This window comes from Dyadobacter endophyticus (genome assembly GCF_014641595.1).
GTDB classification, from domain to species: domain Bacteria; phylum Bacteroidota; class Bacteroidia; order Cytophagales; family Spirosomataceae; genus Dyadobacter; species Dyadobacter endophyticus.
Genome location: NZ_BMIA01000006.1, coordinates 50465 through 67845, shown reverse-complemented (window position 1 = coordinate 67845; position 17381 = coordinate 50465). Strand labels below are relative to the sequence as shown.

At 49.8% G+C, this 17381-nt stretch carries 13 protein-coding genes; 7 read left to right on the top strand and 6 right to left on the bottom strand.

Annotation, left to right across the window (positions count from 1 at the left end):
- Positions 1-150: 150 nt before the first annotated feature.
- Positions 151-588 carry an IS200/IS605 family transposase gene (gene tnpA / locus IEY24_RS29470; RefSeq protein ID WP_188938887.1) on the top strand — a complete coding sequence of 146 codons (438 nt, stop codon included), beginning with the start codon at positions 151-153 and terminating at the stop codon, positions 586-588.
- 127 nt (positions 589-715) lie between these two features.
- Here tnpA and IEY24_RS29465 read toward each other — a convergent pair whose 3' ends face one another.
- A complete protein-coding gene (locus IEY24_RS29465) occupies positions 716-1219 on the bottom strand; it encodes a C40 family peptidase (protein WP_188938886.1) in 504 nt (167 codons plus the stop codon).
- Between the two features lie 131 nt (positions 1220-1350).
- On the opposite strand from IEY24_RS29465, the gene IEY24_RS29460 reads away from it, so the two are divergent.
- From IEY24_RS29460 to IEY24_RS29440, 5 genes are all read left to right on the top strand, one after another.
- A complete protein-coding gene (locus tag IEY24_RS29460) occupies positions 1351-2517 on the top strand; it encodes an AIR synthase related protein (RefSeq protein ID WP_188938885.1) in 1167 nt (388 codons plus the stop codon).
- Positions 2518-2675: 158 nt separating this feature from the next.
- Positions 2676-4391 (top strand): PQQ-dependent sugar dehydrogenase, encoded by a 1716-nt coding sequence (locus IEY24_RS29455; RefSeq protein WP_188938884.1) that lies wholly within the window; start codon positions 2676-2678, stop codon positions 4389-4391.
- A 171-nt stretch (positions 4392-4562) separates the two neighbouring features.
- Entirely contained in the window at positions 4563-6950 is a 2388-nt protein-coding gene (locus IEY24_RS29450; RefSeq protein WP_188938883.1) for an ABC transporter permease, read from the top strand.
- A gap of 336 nt (positions 6951-7286) precedes the next feature.
- Positions 7287-8285, top strand: coding sequence for an SGNH/GDSL hydrolase family protein (locus IEY24_RS29445; protein ID WP_229223338.1), 999 nt, complete (start codon positions 7287-7289; stop codon positions 8283-8285).
- 102 nt (positions 8286-8387) lie between these two features.
- Positions 8388-10043, top strand: a complete 1656-nt coding sequence (locus tag IEY24_RS29440; RefSeq protein WP_188938882.1) for a hypothetical protein — start codon at positions 8388-8390, stop codon at positions 10041-10043.
- 17 nt (positions 10044-10060) lie between these two features.
- Here the strand turns inward: IEY24_RS29440 and IEY24_RS29435 are convergent, their stop codons facing one another.
- Positions 10061-10282, bottom strand: a complete 222-nt coding sequence (locus IEY24_RS29435) for a hypothetical protein (protein ID WP_188938881.1) — start codon at positions 10280-10282, stop codon at positions 10061-10063.
- Between the two features lie 279 nt (positions 10283-10561).
- Here IEY24_RS29435 and IEY24_RS29430 point away from each other — a divergent pair, with 279 nt between their 5' ends.
- Positions 10562-12091 (top strand): SulP family inorganic anion transporter, encoded by a 1530-nt coding sequence (locus IEY24_RS29430; protein WP_188938880.1) that lies wholly within the window; start codon positions 10562-10564, stop codon positions 12089-12091.
- 6 nt (positions 12092-12097) lie between these two features.
- Here IEY24_RS29430 and IEY24_RS29425 read toward each other — a convergent pair whose 3' ends face one another.
- From IEY24_RS29425 to IEY24_RS29410, 4 genes are all read right to left on the bottom strand, one after another.
- Positions 12098-12739 (bottom strand): response regulator, encoded by a 642-nt coding sequence (locus IEY24_RS29425; protein ID WP_188938879.1) that lies wholly within the window; start codon positions 12737-12739, stop codon positions 12098-12100.
- Between the two features lie 2 nt (positions 12740-12741).
- Positions 12742-14529, bottom strand: a complete 1788-nt coding sequence (locus tag IEY24_RS29420) for a sensor histidine kinase (protein ID WP_188938878.1) — start codon at positions 14527-14529, stop codon at positions 12742-12744.
- 68 nt (positions 14530-14597) lie between these two features.
- Entirely contained in the window at positions 14598-15899 is a 1302-nt protein-coding gene (locus IEY24_RS29415; RefSeq protein ID WP_188938877.1) for a glycosyltransferase, read from the bottom strand.
- A gap of 70 nt (positions 15900-15969) precedes the next feature.
- Positions 15970-17214 (bottom strand): hypothetical protein, encoded by a 1245-nt coding sequence (locus IEY24_RS29410; protein ID WP_188938876.1) that lies wholly within the window; start codon positions 17212-17214, stop codon positions 15970-15972.
- Positions 17215-17381: the final 167 nt, after the last annotated feature.

Sequence of the window (17381 nt, the reverse complement as noted above, 5' to 3'; positions counted from 1 at the left end):
TCATTCTTACCCTTTTTCCGTCGACTGAAGTCGACGGCCAGGGGGATTTTTTGTTGAGGATGTTTTGAAGTGTGTTACCAAATAGATGGTTTAGCGTATCAATGAGACCACCGGTGGTTTATTGTTGGATGCGTTTAAATCTTCTAGGCTATGAGTTGGACTCGTGTTTGGATCCATGTTGTCTTTTCTACGAAATATCGGATGCCTGTGCTGCGGGACGAGATTCGGATGAAAGTGTTTATGCATATTAAAGAATATGCGATGTCGAAGGGAATCGAGCTGGATGTTGTGAATGGGTATCTTGATCATGCCCATTGCCTCATATGCCTTGCCCGCGGGCAGACACTCGCGGATGTAATGAAGATCATCAAAGGAGAATCAGCGCACTGGATCAATAAGAATAGGCTGACAAGAACAAAGTTTGTCTGGCAGGACGACTACTGGGCTGTAAGTGTCAGCGAGCGGCATGTGCCTTTTGTGAGACGCTATATCCTGAAGCAGGAAGAGCACCACAAAGGAAAAACCTTTGAAACAGAGATAAATAGATTCATGCAAAAATATGGCTGGACAAATTCAAACAAGAACTAAGCCATTTTATCTCTCTATTCAATTGACTAAAGTCAACTGCAAAGGATGGCTGGAGGTCAATCATCTTGCCGTCGACTTAAGTCGACGGATCAAAAGAGAAAGAAAATTATTTGTTGATTAAAATCAATCATTCAATCATTCTTTTCACAGCCACAAACCGCTTGCTGTAATAGGCTGCGTTCAGCAGGTCGTAACGGATGCCGCCTTTCCAGGCAGAATGAATGAATTTTACATAGCCGGGGGCGACTTCGGTAATGATCCCCACATGTCCGATGCGCTTGCTTTTGGTGCTGTTGCCTTTGAAGAAAATAAGATCGCCGGGCTTGGCATCGTCTAGTTCTACGGCTTCACCGTGCTCCGCCTGAGCGGCGCTTGAATGCGGAAGTATGATGTTCCATTGGTTGAAACAATACCTGACAAATCCAGAGCAGTCGAAACCTCTTTTGGAGGAACCGCCCGAACGGTAGGGGATATGTAAATGCCTGGTGGCAAACGATACCAGCGACTCAATGGGGTTCAGGGTGTCGGCGGCGGCCCGCGAATTTGGAGCCTGTGCTAAAGAACGGTTTTCAAGCGAGCTGGCGGCAAATAACAGGGCTAGTGCAACTACTGAACGAATCAAAAAATGCATGAAATCAAAAGTGGGTTCAGGGCTTTAAAAGCTCAATATTAACCACTACTTTCATTAAAGTAAAGGTTTGAGCCCCCTTTTTGCCTACTTTTGTGGCGGAATCAGGATAGCTTACTAATCAATACGTTCAGATGAAAACTACCGACCGTTATCTCCAGCGCGGTGTATCGGCTTCAAAGGAAGATGTGCATAAGGCCATCGAAAAGATCGACAAGGGGCTTTTTCCAAAGGCTTTTTGCAAAATAGTACCGGATACGCTCGCGGGCGACCCGGACTACTGCACGATCATGCATGCCGACGGGGCCGGTACCAAAACTTCCCTGGCGTATTTGTATTGGAAAGAAACCGGCGACATTTCCGTTTGGAAGGGCATTGCACAGGATGCGATCGTGATGAATACCGACGATCTGCTATGCGTGGGCGCGACCGGCCCGATGCTCTATTCATCGACCATCGACCGCAATAAAAACCGCATTCCGGGTGAAGTGATCGCGGAGGTGATCAACGGTGCGGAGGATGTGCTGGAGATGCTTAGGAGCTACGGCGTCGAGATTTACAGTACGGGCGGCGAAACAGCGGATGTAGGCGACCTGGTGCGCACCGTGACCGTCAATAGCACGGTAATTGCCCGAATGAAACGCTCGGAAGTGGTGGACAATGCCAATATCCAGGCTGGTGACGTAATCGTGGGGCTCGCTTCCTACGGCCAGGCTACTTACGAAAGCGAATACAACGGCGGCATGGGCAGCAACGGCCTCACCTCCGCAAGACATGATATTCTGGGTAAATACCTATCAAAATACAGCGAGAGCTTCGATCCCGAGGTGAGCGAAGATCTTATTTACAGCGGCAGCAAAAAACTAACCGACGAAGTAGAAGGTGCTCCTTTGAATGTGGGTAAACTAATCCTCTCGCCTACACGTACATACGCACCCGTAGCCAAGGCGCTACTCGACGAAATGCGGACGCAGATCCATGGCATGGTACATTGCAGTGGCGGGGCCCAGACAAAAATTCTACATTTTGTTGATAACCTTCACATTATCAAAGACAACCTGCTGCCGGTACCGCCATTGTTCAGGCTCATTCAGGAAGAAAGCGGCACAAGCTGGCAGGAGATGTACAAGGTGTTCAATATGGGGCACAGGCTGGAAATTTACCTGCCGGAAGCCTATGCGGCACGGGTGATCGAAATTTCGGAATCATTCGGCATCGCAGCACAGGTGATCGGCCGGGTGGAAGCGTCTGATGAGAAAAAATTGACAATCAGCAGCGAATACGGTACATTCTATTATTGACCGATCTTTGATCGCGGCAAAATATTGGGCCTCCGGGAGTTATGCTTCCGGAGGCTTTTTGTTTGCGGATATTTTCCAGGCTTGATGCGGGCATGGGAATTGTAGTATGATTTCGTAATAAATGGTAGAAGTAGTGTCATCTATTAACCCTGTTAAATATGAAACATATCAACCACTATAAACTGCTGCGGGGGCATATCCTGGTATTTTGCTTCGCTCTTACCACCCTGCAAGTTTGTGCGCAAGTTCCCGATGTGAGCATCAACCCAACAGCCGTTATCAGCGGGCTGACCTCCGCCATGCAGCTTGTCCATGCAGGCGACAATTCTAACCGGATTTTTATTGCGGAACGCGCCGGTATTATCACGATGTATAACCCCGGTGCGTTGACAACCCCGATTCAATACCTCAATATGAATAGCGGCGGGACGATCGTTTCGCAGGCGGGAGAGGGCGGTTTGCTGAGTATCGCTTTCCATCCCGACTTTTCCACCAATGGATTTCTTTATACCTATTACACCGACACCGCCGGCGACCTGGTGGTAGCCCGGTACACATCTGCAAACCCATCCGGAAACGTCGTGCTGGCCAACACGCGGTTCGAAATCCTGAAAATCCCACACCCGGTTAATACCAACCACAATGGAGGGGAGATGCATTTTGGTTATGAAGACGGCTATTTATACCTCTCCACCGGCGACGGTGGCGCTGGCTACGATCCCAACCAAAACGGCCAGAGTACCAGTAGCCTGCTGGGCAAAATATTGCGGTTGGACGTCAATACGCCCCCAGGTTCCGGTATTCCCTATATCATACCGCCTAGCAACCCGTTCGGGAACGAGATTTTCATCCGGGGGCTGAGAAATCCGTTCCGATGGAGTTTCGACCGCCAGAATTACGGCTTGTGGATCGGCGATGTGGGGCAGGATACCTGGGAGGAGGTCAATCACACGACGGCCGGGAATGCATCGGGTACCAATTTCGGATGGCGGTGCTTCGAAGGCAATGGCTACACGCCGGGTATTGCCATAAACGAATGTCCGGATTCAGCCAGCTTTACCAAACCTGTTTACACGTATAGAACGCGCACCGCGAGGGGTTCTTCCGTGATCGGTGGTGTGGTGTACCGCGGAAACAACTGGCCGGTGATGCGAGGCTATTACATCGGGATGGATTATAGTTCGGGCGATATTCACAAAATTAATTCGGATGGCTCTTCACAACAATATCAACCTTCCACAACCATCGGTGTAAGAGACATTGGGGAAGACGAGTCGGGAGAAATCTTCGCGGTTACAGCTACCGCCGTATACCGCATTGAGGCGGAGGACCCGTTGCCGGTGACGCTGGTTGATTTTTCAGGAGCACCCAGTGCCGAAGGAGTGAAGTTGATATGGCAGACTTCTATGGAGAAGGATTTTAAATCGTTCGATATTCAGTACAGCTCCGATGCGCGCAACTTTGAAAGCATTGGCTCGGTAGAAGGCGCGAATGCGCAGGCCGGAAACCGGTATTCATTTACACACACCACATTGGAAAACGGCAATCTTTACTATCGCTTGAAAATGACGGATACCGACGAAAGTTTCAGGTACTCGGGAATGATCACGGTCAACCGCGGCGGGGAGACTCAGAGCGAACTTTTTGTGCGGCCCTCGCTGATCAGCAACAATGAATTAAGCTTGCTTGTAGAAGAGCCTTTTCAAACCGTCGAAGTGGTGAGTGCGGGCGGACAAGTGATATTGATGGAAAAGATCGGGGGCAGAAGCGGGCCGGTGAATATCCCGCTCGGAAATACGGCCTCGGGCATTTACGTCGTCCGCATGGCCGGGCACGACAGAGTGATCCAGCAAAAGGTTTTGGTATTGAGGTAGTGGCTGAGGCTGTCCAAACCTGAACGGATTTTGTCCGGTTACGGACAGCCCGGCTTTTGATTTTCTTGATTGTTTGCGTGTAGAGGCCGTTTCTGACGGCCTCTTTTAATTGGCAGGCTATTTTTGAAATGATCTGAGTTTGTTATCTCAAATGTAACCTGCCTGGGAATTATGATCGGGAACTACTTCAAAACTGCCTATCGGAGCCTGCAAAAGAACAGGCTGTACACTTTCATTAATCTGACGGGCCTGACGCTAGGCCTCGGCGTGGCTATTACGCTATTCTGGATCGTCCGGTTCGAATTCAGCTTCGATCGTTTTCATGCCAAAGCCGACCGCATTTACAGGGTCAAGTCAGCCGACAAGTTCGGGGAGCAGCAGTCGCATGTGCACCAGACGGTCATTAAAATATTGAAAACCCAGTTTCCGGGTGTAGAAACGGCCGCCAATTTCTACGGAATGAACCCGGCAGCCGTGCAGATAGGAACAGAGCTGTTCAACCAGAACAATATCTTCTTTACTGAACCCGCCATGCTCGAAATGCTGGATATCCGCTGGATCGCCGGCAATCCGAAGCAATCGCTCAGCGCGCCGGGGCAGGTGGTACTCGACGAAAAGACGGCCAGGAAGCTTTTCAAAGGCAATGCAATCGGCAAGCGCCTCCGCTACGATAACAGCATCGACTTGACCGTTACCGGCGTGATTAGTAACCTTCCTCTCAACACCGAATTTCCCATGGAAATGATCATTTCATGGGAAACAATGAAAAAAATGCAACCGGACCTAGCCCAGGAGGACAAGCTCGGCGGTGGCGATTCGATGCATCAAGGCTATGTATTGCTGAAACCGGGCGCTTCAACGGCACCAATCAATGCCGAACTTACCCGTATTGCCAAAAGCCAGCCGGATGAAACATCGGTTACGTCGTTTGAGTTGCAGCCCCTGCCGCAAATGCATTTTGATACCAGCAAAGATCCGTTCAACTATTCGATGCCGAAATGGATGCTCTACATGCTTACGAGCATAGGCATATTCCTCATATTTATCGCTTGCATCAATTTTGTGAACCTGGCTACCGTGCAGGCTATTCAACGTGGACGCGAGGTGGCGGTGCGCAAGGTGCTCGGCAGCGGAAGGAAGCAACTCGTGTTCCAGTTTTTCGGGGAAACCGGGCTGCTGGTTGTGCTGGCAACCTTATTCGGCGCATTGCTGGCCGGAAGGCTGGTTTCCTACTCTTCGGAGCTTTTGAATACGCACATCGACGGCTCGGCAGTCTGGAATATCGACACCTACCTTTTCCTTGGTGCGCTCGCGATTGTGGTCACGCTGTTTGCGGGGTTCTATCCCGCCCTCGTTCTCTCGGGTTTTCAGCCGGTGAGGGCATTGCAAAACCGTGTCGTACTGCCTGGCAGCAGTATTTCGTTGCGGTCGTCGCTGGTCGTAATGCAATTTGTGATCGCGCAGGTGCTGGTGATCTGTACTTTGCTCGCGATGAAGCAGATGCGGTATATTTATGAAAAAGACCTCGGTTTTGAGAAAAGCGGCATTGTAACCGTCAATATGCCCGACCGGCGTGCCGTGCTGCGCGAACGCTTCCGTCAGCAGCTGAAACAGCATCCCGAGATCCGTGAGGTCGCATTCTGTCTTACTACCCCTGCAAGCAAGCGGAATCACTGGTGGGGGATGATGAAGTATCCGGGCCTTCCGAATGGGGAGGAAACGTTCCGTCTCCAGCACATCGATACCAATTACTTCCACTTTTTCCGCATTCCACTGCTTGCGGGCCGGATGTTGTCCGCAAACGACACGATCCGCGAAAGCAAGGGCACCAGGTATACCGACGTAGTGGTCAATGAAAAGGCCGCGCGTGACCTGGGTTTCAGGAATATGGAAAAGTTGCTAGGGGAGCAGCTCGAATTCTGGGGTATGAAACTGAACGTCGTAGGCGTGGTAAAGGACTACCATTCCGAGGACCTTAAAACCAAACTGATGCCGCATGTCTATGTATACGCGGGCTGGAACTTTCAGCTGGCCAGCATCCGGATCGATAATTCCAAAAAAGCGGAAGCGATCAAGCATATCGGGGAGCACTGGAAAGCGATGTTTCCCAACAATTATTACGAGCCTAAATTTCTGGAAGATGACATTAAAAGCTTCTACGATAGCGAACGCAAGCTTTCTAATTTCCTTCAGATATTCGCCGTGCTGGGCGTGCTGATCGGCTCGTTGGGATTGTTCGGGCTTGTTTCTTTCGTTGTAACGCAGCGTACCAAGGAGATAGGGATCAGGAAGGTGCTGGGTGCTACGGTTTACGGCATTGTGGAATTGATTTCGCGCGACTTTTTGAAACTGATGCTGATTGCATTTGTCATCGCCGCGCCGATTGCCTGGTATGCGATGCAATCGTTCTTGAAAGAATATACCTATAAAATAGACATTGAGGCCTGGGTTTTCGTACTGGCTGCCGGGCTTTCGGTAGGCGTTGGTTTGCTCACGATCAGTTTCCAGAGCATTAAGGCGGCTTTGACTAACCCCGTGAAGAGCTTGCGGTCGGAATGAGTCCCGTTTGCTTCAATACAAACATTCCGGAAGCAATGCCTCCGGAATGTGATCATTATACAACCCTAAAACCCAATTTATGTATAGCAAGATTGGATGATCAAAATTAATGGAATTAATCCATATTAATGGAATAAATCCAAATTGTTTTAATGGAAACGTTGTAGAAATTCCTTGACAGAAGCAAGGAAAACCAGCGGATGTGAGTGGAACGATTATTGCAAACATGCTATGCACATGTATTGCATGTGTCCAAAAGCACCTTTACTACAACGTTCCATCATCAAAATGAAATCATTCCAACACACTGACCCCGGTCGCACTATCCGCGGCCGAATGAGCCGCAGACGCTTTTTTCGTCAATCTGGGGTGGCAGCATTATCCACAATGCTCCTCGCTTCCTGCGATAACATTCTTGACAAAATAATTCCTTCCAAAAAGGACAAACGCGACAAAACACTCGCATTCTTTGGTGACAGTCTCACCATTGGCACCGGTGGAACCAGGCCGTTCGGCGACTGGGTGGGAGATACTTTCCCCGAGCGGCCGGTGTTTAATGACGGGATCAACGGGCAAATCGCATTATCGATCGCGATACGGCAGGGAGGTGTTCCCTTAACACTGTCGGTAGCGGGTGGCAAATTCGACGGTGGAAAGCCGGTGACCGTCACGAAACTTAACAATGAGTTTCTGTCGACTCCCTTGAATGCCAACGTTTATAGCCGTACCGGTATGCTTGCGGGTGTGCAATGCACCATCACGCGCAAATTTTTGCCGGAAGTGGGCGAACGCTACACGGTGGAGCCGCTGGCGAAAAGCGATCCCGAAGCCGTCGCTGAAACGCCCGTTGCAGTCGAAATTCCCGATGGTTCCATTTTTGAGCTCGACGACGCAGTGCGCCTGAGGACGGCCACGCAAATCCTGTGGTACGGGCGGAACGACATCGCTGAGGGAAGACCGGAAACAGATATTCTTTCGGCGATCAAAGGTTCCGTGGATTACATCGCCGAACCCCGGAGATACCTGGTGTTGGGTATATTGCCGGGCGCCACCGAAAACAAAGGGACGGACCGCTATGCTAAGCTTACCGCCTTTAACGACCAATTGGCCATGCTGTACGGAAGGTCGTATGTTGCAATGACGCCCCCCACTGAGTCGGAGATGAATGACATCGGATTTACGCCGACTGCCAGCGATTTGGAGGACATTGCAAAAGGGAACTTCCCCCGTCGTATGCGTGCTGCAAACAACACGGATCAAATTCACCTCAACAACTTTGGTTATCAGATTGTAGCCAATAGGGTTATTAAAAAAATCAGGGATTTAGATTATTGATGCGATGTATGAGAGCCTCTGGGCGCTGTCGTACAAACGGGTGTGCAAAGTATTTTTCCCGGAAGGCGTCTTTTGAAACTAATCACTATTAAACTAACCCTTATGCCCAAATACGCGTTGCTGATACTTCTTCTTCTAACCGGTCCATTTGTGGCACATGGACAGAATGTAAATCTGACAGATAGTGTGGTCGTCACTTCGGAGGACACGAAAACCGGAGTGTATACCAATGAAAAAGGCGTACTGCAAGTGAATGTATCGCCCAAAAACGTCAGGAAGTATAAGGCTGCCGGCGTGGTTCGTTATGGGGACTTCGGTGCGCAGGGCGACGGCAAGGTGGATGACCTGGACGCGATCGCTGCGACCCATGCATTTGCCAACATGCACGGATTGCAGGTGAGGGCCGACGATGGAGCGACCTATTACATTGGAGGAAAAGAGCGAACGGTTATGATCCGGACGGATACCGACTTCGGAAAGGCGTCTTTTATCATTGACGATACCGAAGTACAAAATCGCGACGCTTCCGTTTTTACGGTAGGTTCGAGCCTTAAACCATTTAAACTGGAAGGGATATTTTCATTAAAAAGGAACCAGGAAAAAATCGATGCATCGCTGCCGGGCCCCTGCCTGATCACCGTCACCAATTCGAATGTGAAGCAATATATCCGGTTTGGTCTCAACCAAAATAACGGGTCTTCTCAGACGGATATTTTTGTAGTCGATAAAAGCGGCAAAGTGGATATGAATGCTCCGATCATCTGGAATTTCGATCAGATCACGGATATCTCTGCCCGTCCGATCGACGAGAAACTATTGAAAATTACCGGAGGGCGTTTCACCACCATTGCCAATAAGGCAGAGTCAAAGTATACTTATTACAGCCGGAACATCGCGATCAGGCGGTCGAATGTGCTTGTGGAAGGGCTCGAACACCGCATCACGGGCGAGGGAGACCACGGTGCGCCTTATGGAGGCTTCATTAATGTTGGCGAATGTGCCTATGTGACGGTGAAAAACTGTGTCCTAACCGGGCACAAGACCTATAACACCATTGGCGCGGCCGGTAAGCCTGTTTCGATGGGTACTTACGACCTTTTGGCCAACCGCGCGCTTAACATATCTTTTGTGAATTGCAGCCAGACGAACGATATCGACGACAATATTTACTGGGGTATTCTGGGCTCCAATTTTTGCAAGAATCTTCTTTATGACCATTGTACCCTCTCCCGGTTTGATGCCCATCAGGGTGTAGCGAACGCGACTATCCGCAACTCGACCCTCGGGCATATGGGTATCAATGCGATCGGCAGCGGGCTTTTGTTAGTGGAAAATTCCACCATTCGCGGCAGGAGCATTGTGAACCTCCGTCCCGACTACGGCAGTACCTGGCAAGGAGAACTGGTGATCCGTAATTGTGTTTTTGTGCCAGTGGGCGGCAAGCCGGTTAGCGCCTCATTGATAAGCGGGTCTTATTCAGGGCAGCATGATTTCGGCTACACCTGCTATATGCCTGAACGCATCACCATTGAAAATCTTCGAATCGACGACTCGCAGCATCCGGAAAACTACCAGGGCCCGGCGCTTTTCGCCAATTTCAATACGGAGATGAAAGACAGTTCTTACCAGGAGAAATATCCTTACGTTAAAACAAAAGAGGTTATTTTGAGGGAAATAAAGGTTGCAAGCGGGAAATCGGTGCGGGTGAGTGATAATCCGTTTATGTTCAAGGATGTGAAGGTGGATGCCAAACGCTAGTAGCCTCGCGATCTGTTCTATTGCTCGATTACGCTCTCAAACTCCCATTTGATTAGATCCATCCAAAATCCTCTGTCGTCCATCTCTGCATATTCTTCCTGTTTAAAGGTGACTATCCAAGATGATGGGTCCGAAGAAGCTTTGTCGGCCACGCGGATACTTATATTGGGATTGTCTTTCGTTGGAGGGATAGAAGCCGCTATTTTCCAAGCGTCCTCAATGGCTTGATCTCGTGTCATGCTGCTATTAGTTTGTAACTAGTCAGACGAATTGGTTCTGTATGTCAAATGTAGATATTCCCGCTTATGTTTTTTCCCATCGTGGCTTGCTGATCAAATCCGGAGACTGTTGTCGGTTTTTGACGTAAATCCGTCGAGCGACGACGACGGACAGCGAAAGTGGCAGGTTGTATATTGCAAATATTTAGATAGTGGCTGTTTTGGGGCGATATTAGCGTGGTTTTTGCCGGAAATTGTTTCGACCGGCCCAAAAAGTGCAAATAACTCATCCGCGTTCCAATGAAGGGTTACTTCAATTTATTTGATTTTACACAAAAAGTAAATTACAAAACAGAAGTTCTCGCAGGCCTGACCGTCGCCATGACGATGATGCCAGAATCACTTTCATTCGCCATTCTCGCTGGTTTTCCTCCACTCACGGGACTTTATGCCGCCTTTATGATGGGCCTTGTTACTTCCGTGTTGGGCGGAAGGCCGGGCTTGATTTCCGGCGGGGCGGGCGCAACGGTAATAGTTTTGATTGCCCTGATGAAATCGCATGGTATTGAATATGTTTTCGCGGCAATCGCTTTGGCCGGTGTGGTGCAAATTCTGGTCGGCGTTTTCAAATTTGGGAAATTCATCAGGTTGGTGCCGCAGCCTGTGATGTATGGTTTTGTGAATGGTCTGGCTGTAATCATATTCATGTCCCAACTGGAACAGTTTAAAACTGTTTCCAACGGTGAGCAGGTTTGGCTTAGCGGCACGCCGTTTATCATCATGTCGGCACTCGTGCTGCTGACTATCGCGATCATCATTTTTTTACCCAAAATAACCAAAGCGGTCCCGCCTTCGCTCGCCGCTATTGTTGTGGTTTTCGCGCTCGTGCTTGGTTTTGGCATTGATACCAAAACCGTGAAGGATATAGCCTCCGTAAGCGGAGGCTTTCCGCCATTTCACCTTCCCCGGATTCCGTTCAGTTTGGAGACTTTTCAGATCATAATCCCATACGCACTGATCATGGCAGGGGTAGGGCTTACGGAAGGATTGCTGACGCTCAATCTCGTAGACGAGCTGACTGCCACGAAAGGGAATGGCAACCGGGAATGCATTGCCCAGGGAAGTGCAAACATCCTGAACGGATTTTTCTCCGGTATGGGCGGCTGCCCTATGATTGCGCAAACGTTGGTAAACATCTCCGCCGGGGCCAGGGCAAGGCTGTCGGGAATCATCGCTTCCCTCGCGATTCTGGTGATTATATTGATTGGTGCGCCGGTAATTGAACGCGTACCCATGGCCGCTCTGACCGGCGTGATGATTATGGTTGCATTTGGTACGTTTGAATGGGCCAGTTTCAGGGTTATCAACAAAATGCCCAAGCAGGATATTTTTGTCGGCATGCTGGTGGCGATCATTACCATTTACCTGCATAACCTGGCTCTGGCGGTGCTGAGCGGCGTAATTATTTCCGCATTGGTTTTCGCCTGGGAGAGTGCCAAGCGGATCCGTGCTCATAAGTCTGTGGACGAGCATGGAATTAAACATTACCGGATTTACGGTCCGCTTTTCTTTGGGTCTATAACCGCATTCAATGAAAAATTTGACGTTCACTCCGACCCGCAGGAGGTTATTATCGATTTTTCAGAAAGCCGCGTCGCCGATATGTCGGGCATCGAGGCGCTCAACAAGATTACCGCCAGATATCAAAAAGAGGGCAAAAAGGTGCATTTGAAACACCTGAGTGCAGATTGCCGGCAGTTGCTTAGGAATGCCGATGATGTGATCGAAGTGAATATCATCGAGGATCCGGTTTATCGGGTCGTGGATTGAGGCCCCTTAGCCCCAAGGCTGTTCCAAAGCAAATCGTAACAAACTGTTCTTTCCGGTCAGGTTTAGCTTTTTGGCAATGTTCATACGGTGGTTGGAAACTGTTTTTTCGCTGATAAAAAGCGCATCGGCGATTTCCTTGCTGGACTTGTATTCGGAGATCATCTTCATGATCTGCGTTTCCGATGGGGTGAGCGACGCTTTCAGGTCATTTTTTGGTTGTCGTTGCAGCGCTGACGTCTTTTTGAGGAGGTAGGCCGATATCTCCGGGCTTAGGTAAAGGTCGCCGTCTTTGGCCTTGTAAATGGCATGCACAATGTCTGAAACGGCATTTTCTTTGAGAACATAGCCCAATACGCCTATTTCCAGCGCTTTCAGGAACGGGGCTTTTTCCTTGTGCATTGTGAGGATAATGATCGGAAGGTCGGGCTGGATGTGAAGCATTTTCTCGGCAGCCTCCAGTCCGGTCAAACGCGGCATGTCGATGTCCAGAATGACGACGTCTACATTGTGCGACTGAAAAGAAAGCAGCGCTTCCTGGCCATTTTTCGCACTGACGATCACTTTCAGATCAGGATCTATTTCGATCACTTCTTGGAGCCCTTTCAGAAATATAGGGTGGTCGTCGGCAATTAGGAGCCTGATTTCCATGGTTAGAAAGGAATTTGAATATGAATAATAGTACCTGACGGCTTGTTTTCCAGGATCTCGATCTGGCCATTGACGATGTTGAGCCGTTCCCGGATTCCGATCATCCCGAAGCCACCCTTTTCCATTGCGGCAGGTCCGATACCTACACCGTTGTCTTCTATTCTTATTGCGATCATTGCATCGTCTTTACTTATCTGAATTCGTGCGGCGGTGGCCTGTGCGTGTTTGAGAATGTTGTTGAAACACTCCTGGACGATCCTGAAAACATTCATCTCATTGGCTTTGGTAAGCAGGTTATCGAAGGTTTGGATATCCGTTTCCAGCTCAATCAGGCCTGTTTCTATGACGTCTTCCAGTAAGCTATGCAGCGATTGCGTGATGCCCAGGAGTTCCAGATGCAGCGGACGCAGGTTATAGGAAATATTGCGCACCTCCTGAATCGCTTCCGTGACCATCTCTTCCAGGTCTCTGACCTGTTTTTCGCGCAGATCCGGTTTTTCAGCATCCCTTTTGATCATTAGTACCTTGTTTTTGACCATTCCCAGGCTTTGCCCGAGGCTGTCGTGCAGCTCCGCAGCTACCCGCTTGCGCTCACTTTCCTGTGAACCGATGAGCTGCTGCGAAAAAAGCGTCGCCTGCGCCAGCGCTTCGGCCTGGGTTACTTCCTTCTCCCTTTTATAGGTGTTGAGCTTGTTGGCCAGTGCAAAGGACAGAATGATAGCTTCCAGGCCGGACCCGATCTGATAAGCGCCCTCCGTAAACCAGTTCTCCGGAAGAATAGCCATGTCTTTCATCATAAAAATAAAAATGCCAGCCAGCAGGGCGGTGAAGCCCATCAAATAATATCTGGCTGGCTTGAATCCCTGTTTTAGCACTACAAAACCGATCACATTGGAGTAGATAAGGAAGAGGCCCACCGTGATCCAGTTGAGCTTAAAGCCCAGTAATAAATAACCGGAAAGTGAAAGCGCAATGATTGAGACGCAAGACACGATGATCAGCCAGCCGAATTTTCTCAATCCCGGGCAATAGTAGCTGGTATTCAGGAACGAATTGGTGAAAAGCAATGCGAATATGAAAGCGAGGCTGCCGGTATAATTGGAATGATTGGCCTGAGGGAAATGAGGGACGATGAATTGCAGAAAATGGCCTTTGATATAGCTGATATTTAGTGCTACGCAGAAAATATAAAACACGTAGTACAGGTAAGTACGCTCCCGTATTGAGATAAACACAAACAGATTGTAAATGATCAATGCGGCAATCAACCCGAAGTAAAATCCATGTGCAATATCATTTTCCTGGCTGTTTTCATAGATGTATTGCATCGTCGAGATTTCAAGCGGTACGCGTATGATGGAGTTGCTGCGTACACGCAGATAAATCGTTGCGGTATCTTTCACGACCAGCGGGAGGGGCAGGATTGTCTGATTGGTGAGAACCGGCCGGTCATGATAAGGCAATGCGGAACCAACGTTGGTGATGTACTCATTTATTTGGTCATAACTGGGCCAGGTCCTGGTGAAGAGGTCGACTTGTTTCAGAAATGGTGCTTTCACGTGCAGAAACCACTCCGTCGGCGTGTTGCTGACCACGCGCAATTTCAGCCAGAAAGTGGAAGCGCTGGGCCCTACGTTCAGCGTTTGCTGGGTCATAGGCCGAAACAACCCCGGCTTGCTTTCTACGTCGCTTAGCTGCAATGCGTTGGTAGGGTCTTCCAGCACCAGCATATTTCGTCCGACAATGTAATTGGACTGCCTGTAACCTAGCTCGATTACAGGCGGTTCCATTGTCTGACCCAACGTGGTCATGGCAGATAGCAAACATAAAATGAATACGAATCGACCAGAAGGTAGCATTATATCAGCTCAGGTGTTTTGATATCGAGAAGGTCATCAATGTATTGTGTACAAAGCAAGTGAGGGTTGTAATCTTTGAACTCCCGGCTGAGTTTTTTTACATTGCTTTTATACGTGCCGTCGCTCAACACTTTTTCCACCCCGGCTCTGATTTGTTCCGGCGTCGGAAATTCGGTTTTGAGGTCGATCCCGAGTTTGAAATAACCGATCCTGGCGTTGATTTCGTTTTTACCTTCGTGAATCCCCGCCGCGACGAGCGGTAATTGATTTTGTATGCCCAGCATCACACCTCCGTATCCCCCATTGGTGACGTACGCATCGCAATGCGGCATGATCTCATTAAACGGTATAAAGTCCCGGATGACGATGTTCTCCTGCGGATAGCGTGCCTGTAACTCCGAAGTGCCCATTCCGCCCGTCGTGGCGATTACCAGTACGGGGGTGTTTTTGAATGCATCCAGCGTGGGAACGAGAATCTTCTCCGGGTCTTTTTCCATCGTACCCTGTGTGACCAGGATCACCTTTTCGTATTTCCCGAGTTGTTCGCCAAGGTCAGTGCGGCCTTTACCACCTTTTGTGAAGGGTAGCAATGGTCCCACGAACCGCACCTTTTTGCTCAGATCGGAGCGGCTGTATTCAAACCCCGGCGTGCCGCTTTGGAGGAGCAGGTCCGTTTTTTTACATAGGACATCAAAAATGTTGCCGCTCACCGGAACCATCCCGTGCTCGCGAAAGAGCCTGGCGAAAAGACCGGCCGCCTCCCGGAAGATGACCTTGTTCGCGAAAAAGCGAAGGAAGTCTTGTTTTCTTCGTCCCAAAAAGCTGTTGGAAGGCGTCATGGCCAAGCCGGTAGGAGGCAGGTCACGGGAAGTTTCAATGAGCGGGAACACGCCTACCGAGACCACCTTCTTGCGCAGTTTTTCCTTCACGAACGGCATGCCCGTAAATGCGATGTCGCTGATCAGCAGGTCGAATGACCAGGACTCGTCAATCTCCCGGATATCTTCATAAAACTCCGTTGACCTGAGTATAAATGCAGTCTTCAGGTCGTATTTCAGTTTGCCAACGGCTCCCCGGATCTTGTCGCGTTCGGGGAAAAGGATGTGAACATTGTGCTGGTTGAAATCCAGCGCTTTCCGGAAAGGGTAGTAGGGAATGCCTAGGCTGTCGATCTTTTCTTTGAAGATGCTTCCCGAATACCATCGCACGTCGTGGCCGAGTGATTTCAGATGCATGGCTATACCAGTCAGAGGGTTGAAGTGACCTTCATAAGGCATATTGGCAAAAAGTATTTTTTTCATGACTAACAGGGATTGGATTAATGGTTTGAATGAATATATGCTGTTGTTTACTAGTTTATTACCGGGATATTCACAGCTGGCCGACCCGTTTGACCCGGAAAACTCCTCTGATGGACGCAGTGCCTATCGAAATCGGTTGGGTAGCCGTATTGAGCCATCCGGCTGGTTGAACGACGAAGGTGCCGGTCACCCACATCGCGTCTGACTGATCGACCTGTACAGATCCACCGCTCACGTTCAGCGCTTTGCCGTAGATCTGCTGATAAATCAATTTAGGTTTGTTAAGATTGAATGCCACGTCGGTGCTTTTCGTCCAGCGAAACGTGCCGGATGATGCGCCTTTCCAGCTGACGGAAGCACTTTCGGTACCATCCTTGCCCACTACCATATACTGCCCGCCGGTACCGTTCACGCCGGCGCTGTACGTATGCCACGCACCGTTATCGATCTGTACAGAAAGGCCCTCAGGTGCCACGAAAATGTTGCTTACCAGGCGGAGGTCCCTGAACTCACGCGAGCCGATCTTCACAGTTTTGTGGAGGGTTAAGGTGACGGCAGCGGGGTTGGTGGCCGGTATTGTCCCAGGCGCTGAATAGTCGGCGACATTGTAATTGCCTTTCAGGGTACCTTCGCCGCTCAAAGTCCATTTGTCGATCAGGTTTGAGGGAATAGCCTCCGGGAGCCCAAGAACGATCTCGCCAAATTTTTCCTGCATCTCAGCAATATAGCTGCCGCTCAGGCGCACGTTTTCACCCGGATTCAGAAAAACGCTGGCAGGGTCTATCTGCATCGTCAGAAACATGGCCCAGTCACTGAAATGCGTCGTTTCTACCGAAAGGGTTCGGGCCGTGGTATCAAGACTTCTGGTCGTGGGAGATACCCAGACCCCCTTTTCATTCTGATAGGCAATACGCATCAATGCGGGTGCTGTTCCCTCGAGGTCGCTTTGGTTGTAATGGAATGTAACCATGGCCGGTTTCGCAAAATTCACGCCATGTGGCAGCAAACGGAACCCCTGGCCCGTACCCGCCGGACAATTGTTGGTAATGCCCTGAACTGAAAACGTCTGCGAAGCGCTCACCGCACCGGCAGGAATGACAACGCTGATGCGGTTGTCGGGGGAGGCGACAACGCCACCGGAAGGGCCGATTTGTACGGAGGTGATCGTTCCCTCGGGAACGCCTGCGGGCGTTACTGCCCCCGCAGACTGTCCCGAAGGTTCCTGCCCGGGACCGACGGATTCTTTTTCTGTTTCGCAGGACAGGATCAGAACGCCCAGCGATATACTCAGGATGGATTGGAAAAATGTTTTCATAGCTGATAGACTTTGTGATTTAAGATGAGTCTCTTTGTCTTTCGACATCACAAAATTACCAGCCCGACTACCCGCATAAAATGGAGCTTACCACCCATTTTCATGGGTAGTACTGCTCATATTTCAGTTGGTGGCCTATTCGCTAGGCCGCCGCATTCAACCCGTTC

What these genes read in the sequence shown, in the direction of transcription:
- IEY24_RS29445 (WP_229223338.1), top strand. Translation starts at nt 7,287, where the DNA reads ATGAGCCGCAGACGCTTTTTTCGTCAATCTGGGGTGGCAGCATTATCC.
- IEY24_RS29420 (WP_188938878.1), bottom strand. Translation starts at nt 14,529, where the DNA reads ATGGAACCGCCTGTAATCGAGCTAGGTTACAGGCAGTCCAATTACATT.
- IEY24_RS29465 (WP_188938886.1), bottom strand. Translation starts at nt 1,219, where the DNA reads ATGCATTTTTTGATTCGTTCAGTAGTTGCACTAGCCCTGTTATTTGCC.
- IEY24_RS29440 (WP_188938882.1), top strand. Translation starts at nt 8,388, where the DNA reads ATGCCCAAATACGCGTTGCTGATACTTCTTCTTCTAACCGGTCCATTT.
- IEY24_RS29455 (WP_188938884.1), top strand. Translation starts at nt 2,676, where the DNA reads ATGAAACATATCAACCACTATAAACTGCTGCGGGGGCATATCCTGGTA.
- IEY24_RS29425 (WP_188938879.1), bottom strand. Translation starts at nt 12,739, where the DNA reads ATGGAAATCAGGCTCCTAATTGCCGACGACCACCCTATATTTCTGAAA.
- IEY24_RS29435 (WP_188938881.1), bottom strand. Translation starts at nt 10,282, where the DNA reads ATGACACGAGATCAAGCCATTGAGGACGCTTGGAAAATAGCGGCTTCT.
- IEY24_RS29460 (WP_188938885.1), top strand. Translation starts at nt 1,351, where the DNA reads ATGAAAACTACCGACCGTTATCTCCAGCGCGGTGTATCGGCTTCAAAG.
- IEY24_RS29450 (WP_188938883.1), top strand. Translation starts at nt 4,563, where the DNA reads ATGATCGGGAACTACTTCAAAACTGCCTATCGGAGCCTGCAAAAGAAC.
- tnpA (WP_188938887.1), top strand. Translation starts at nt 151, where the DNA reads ATGAGTTGGACTCGTGTTTGGATCCATGTTGTCTTTTCTACGAAATAT.
- IEY24_RS29430 (WP_188938880.1), top strand. Translation starts at nt 10,562, where the DNA reads ATGAAGGGTTACTTCAATTTATTTGATTTTACACAAAAAGTAAATTAC.
- IEY24_RS29410 (WP_188938876.1), bottom strand. Translation starts at nt 17,214, where the DNA reads ATGAAAACATTTTTCCAATCCATCCTGAGTATATCGCTGGGCGTTCTG.
- IEY24_RS29415 (WP_188938877.1), bottom strand. Translation starts at nt 15,899, where the DNA reads ATGAAAAAAATACTTTTTGCCAATATGCCTTATGAAGGTCACTTCAAC.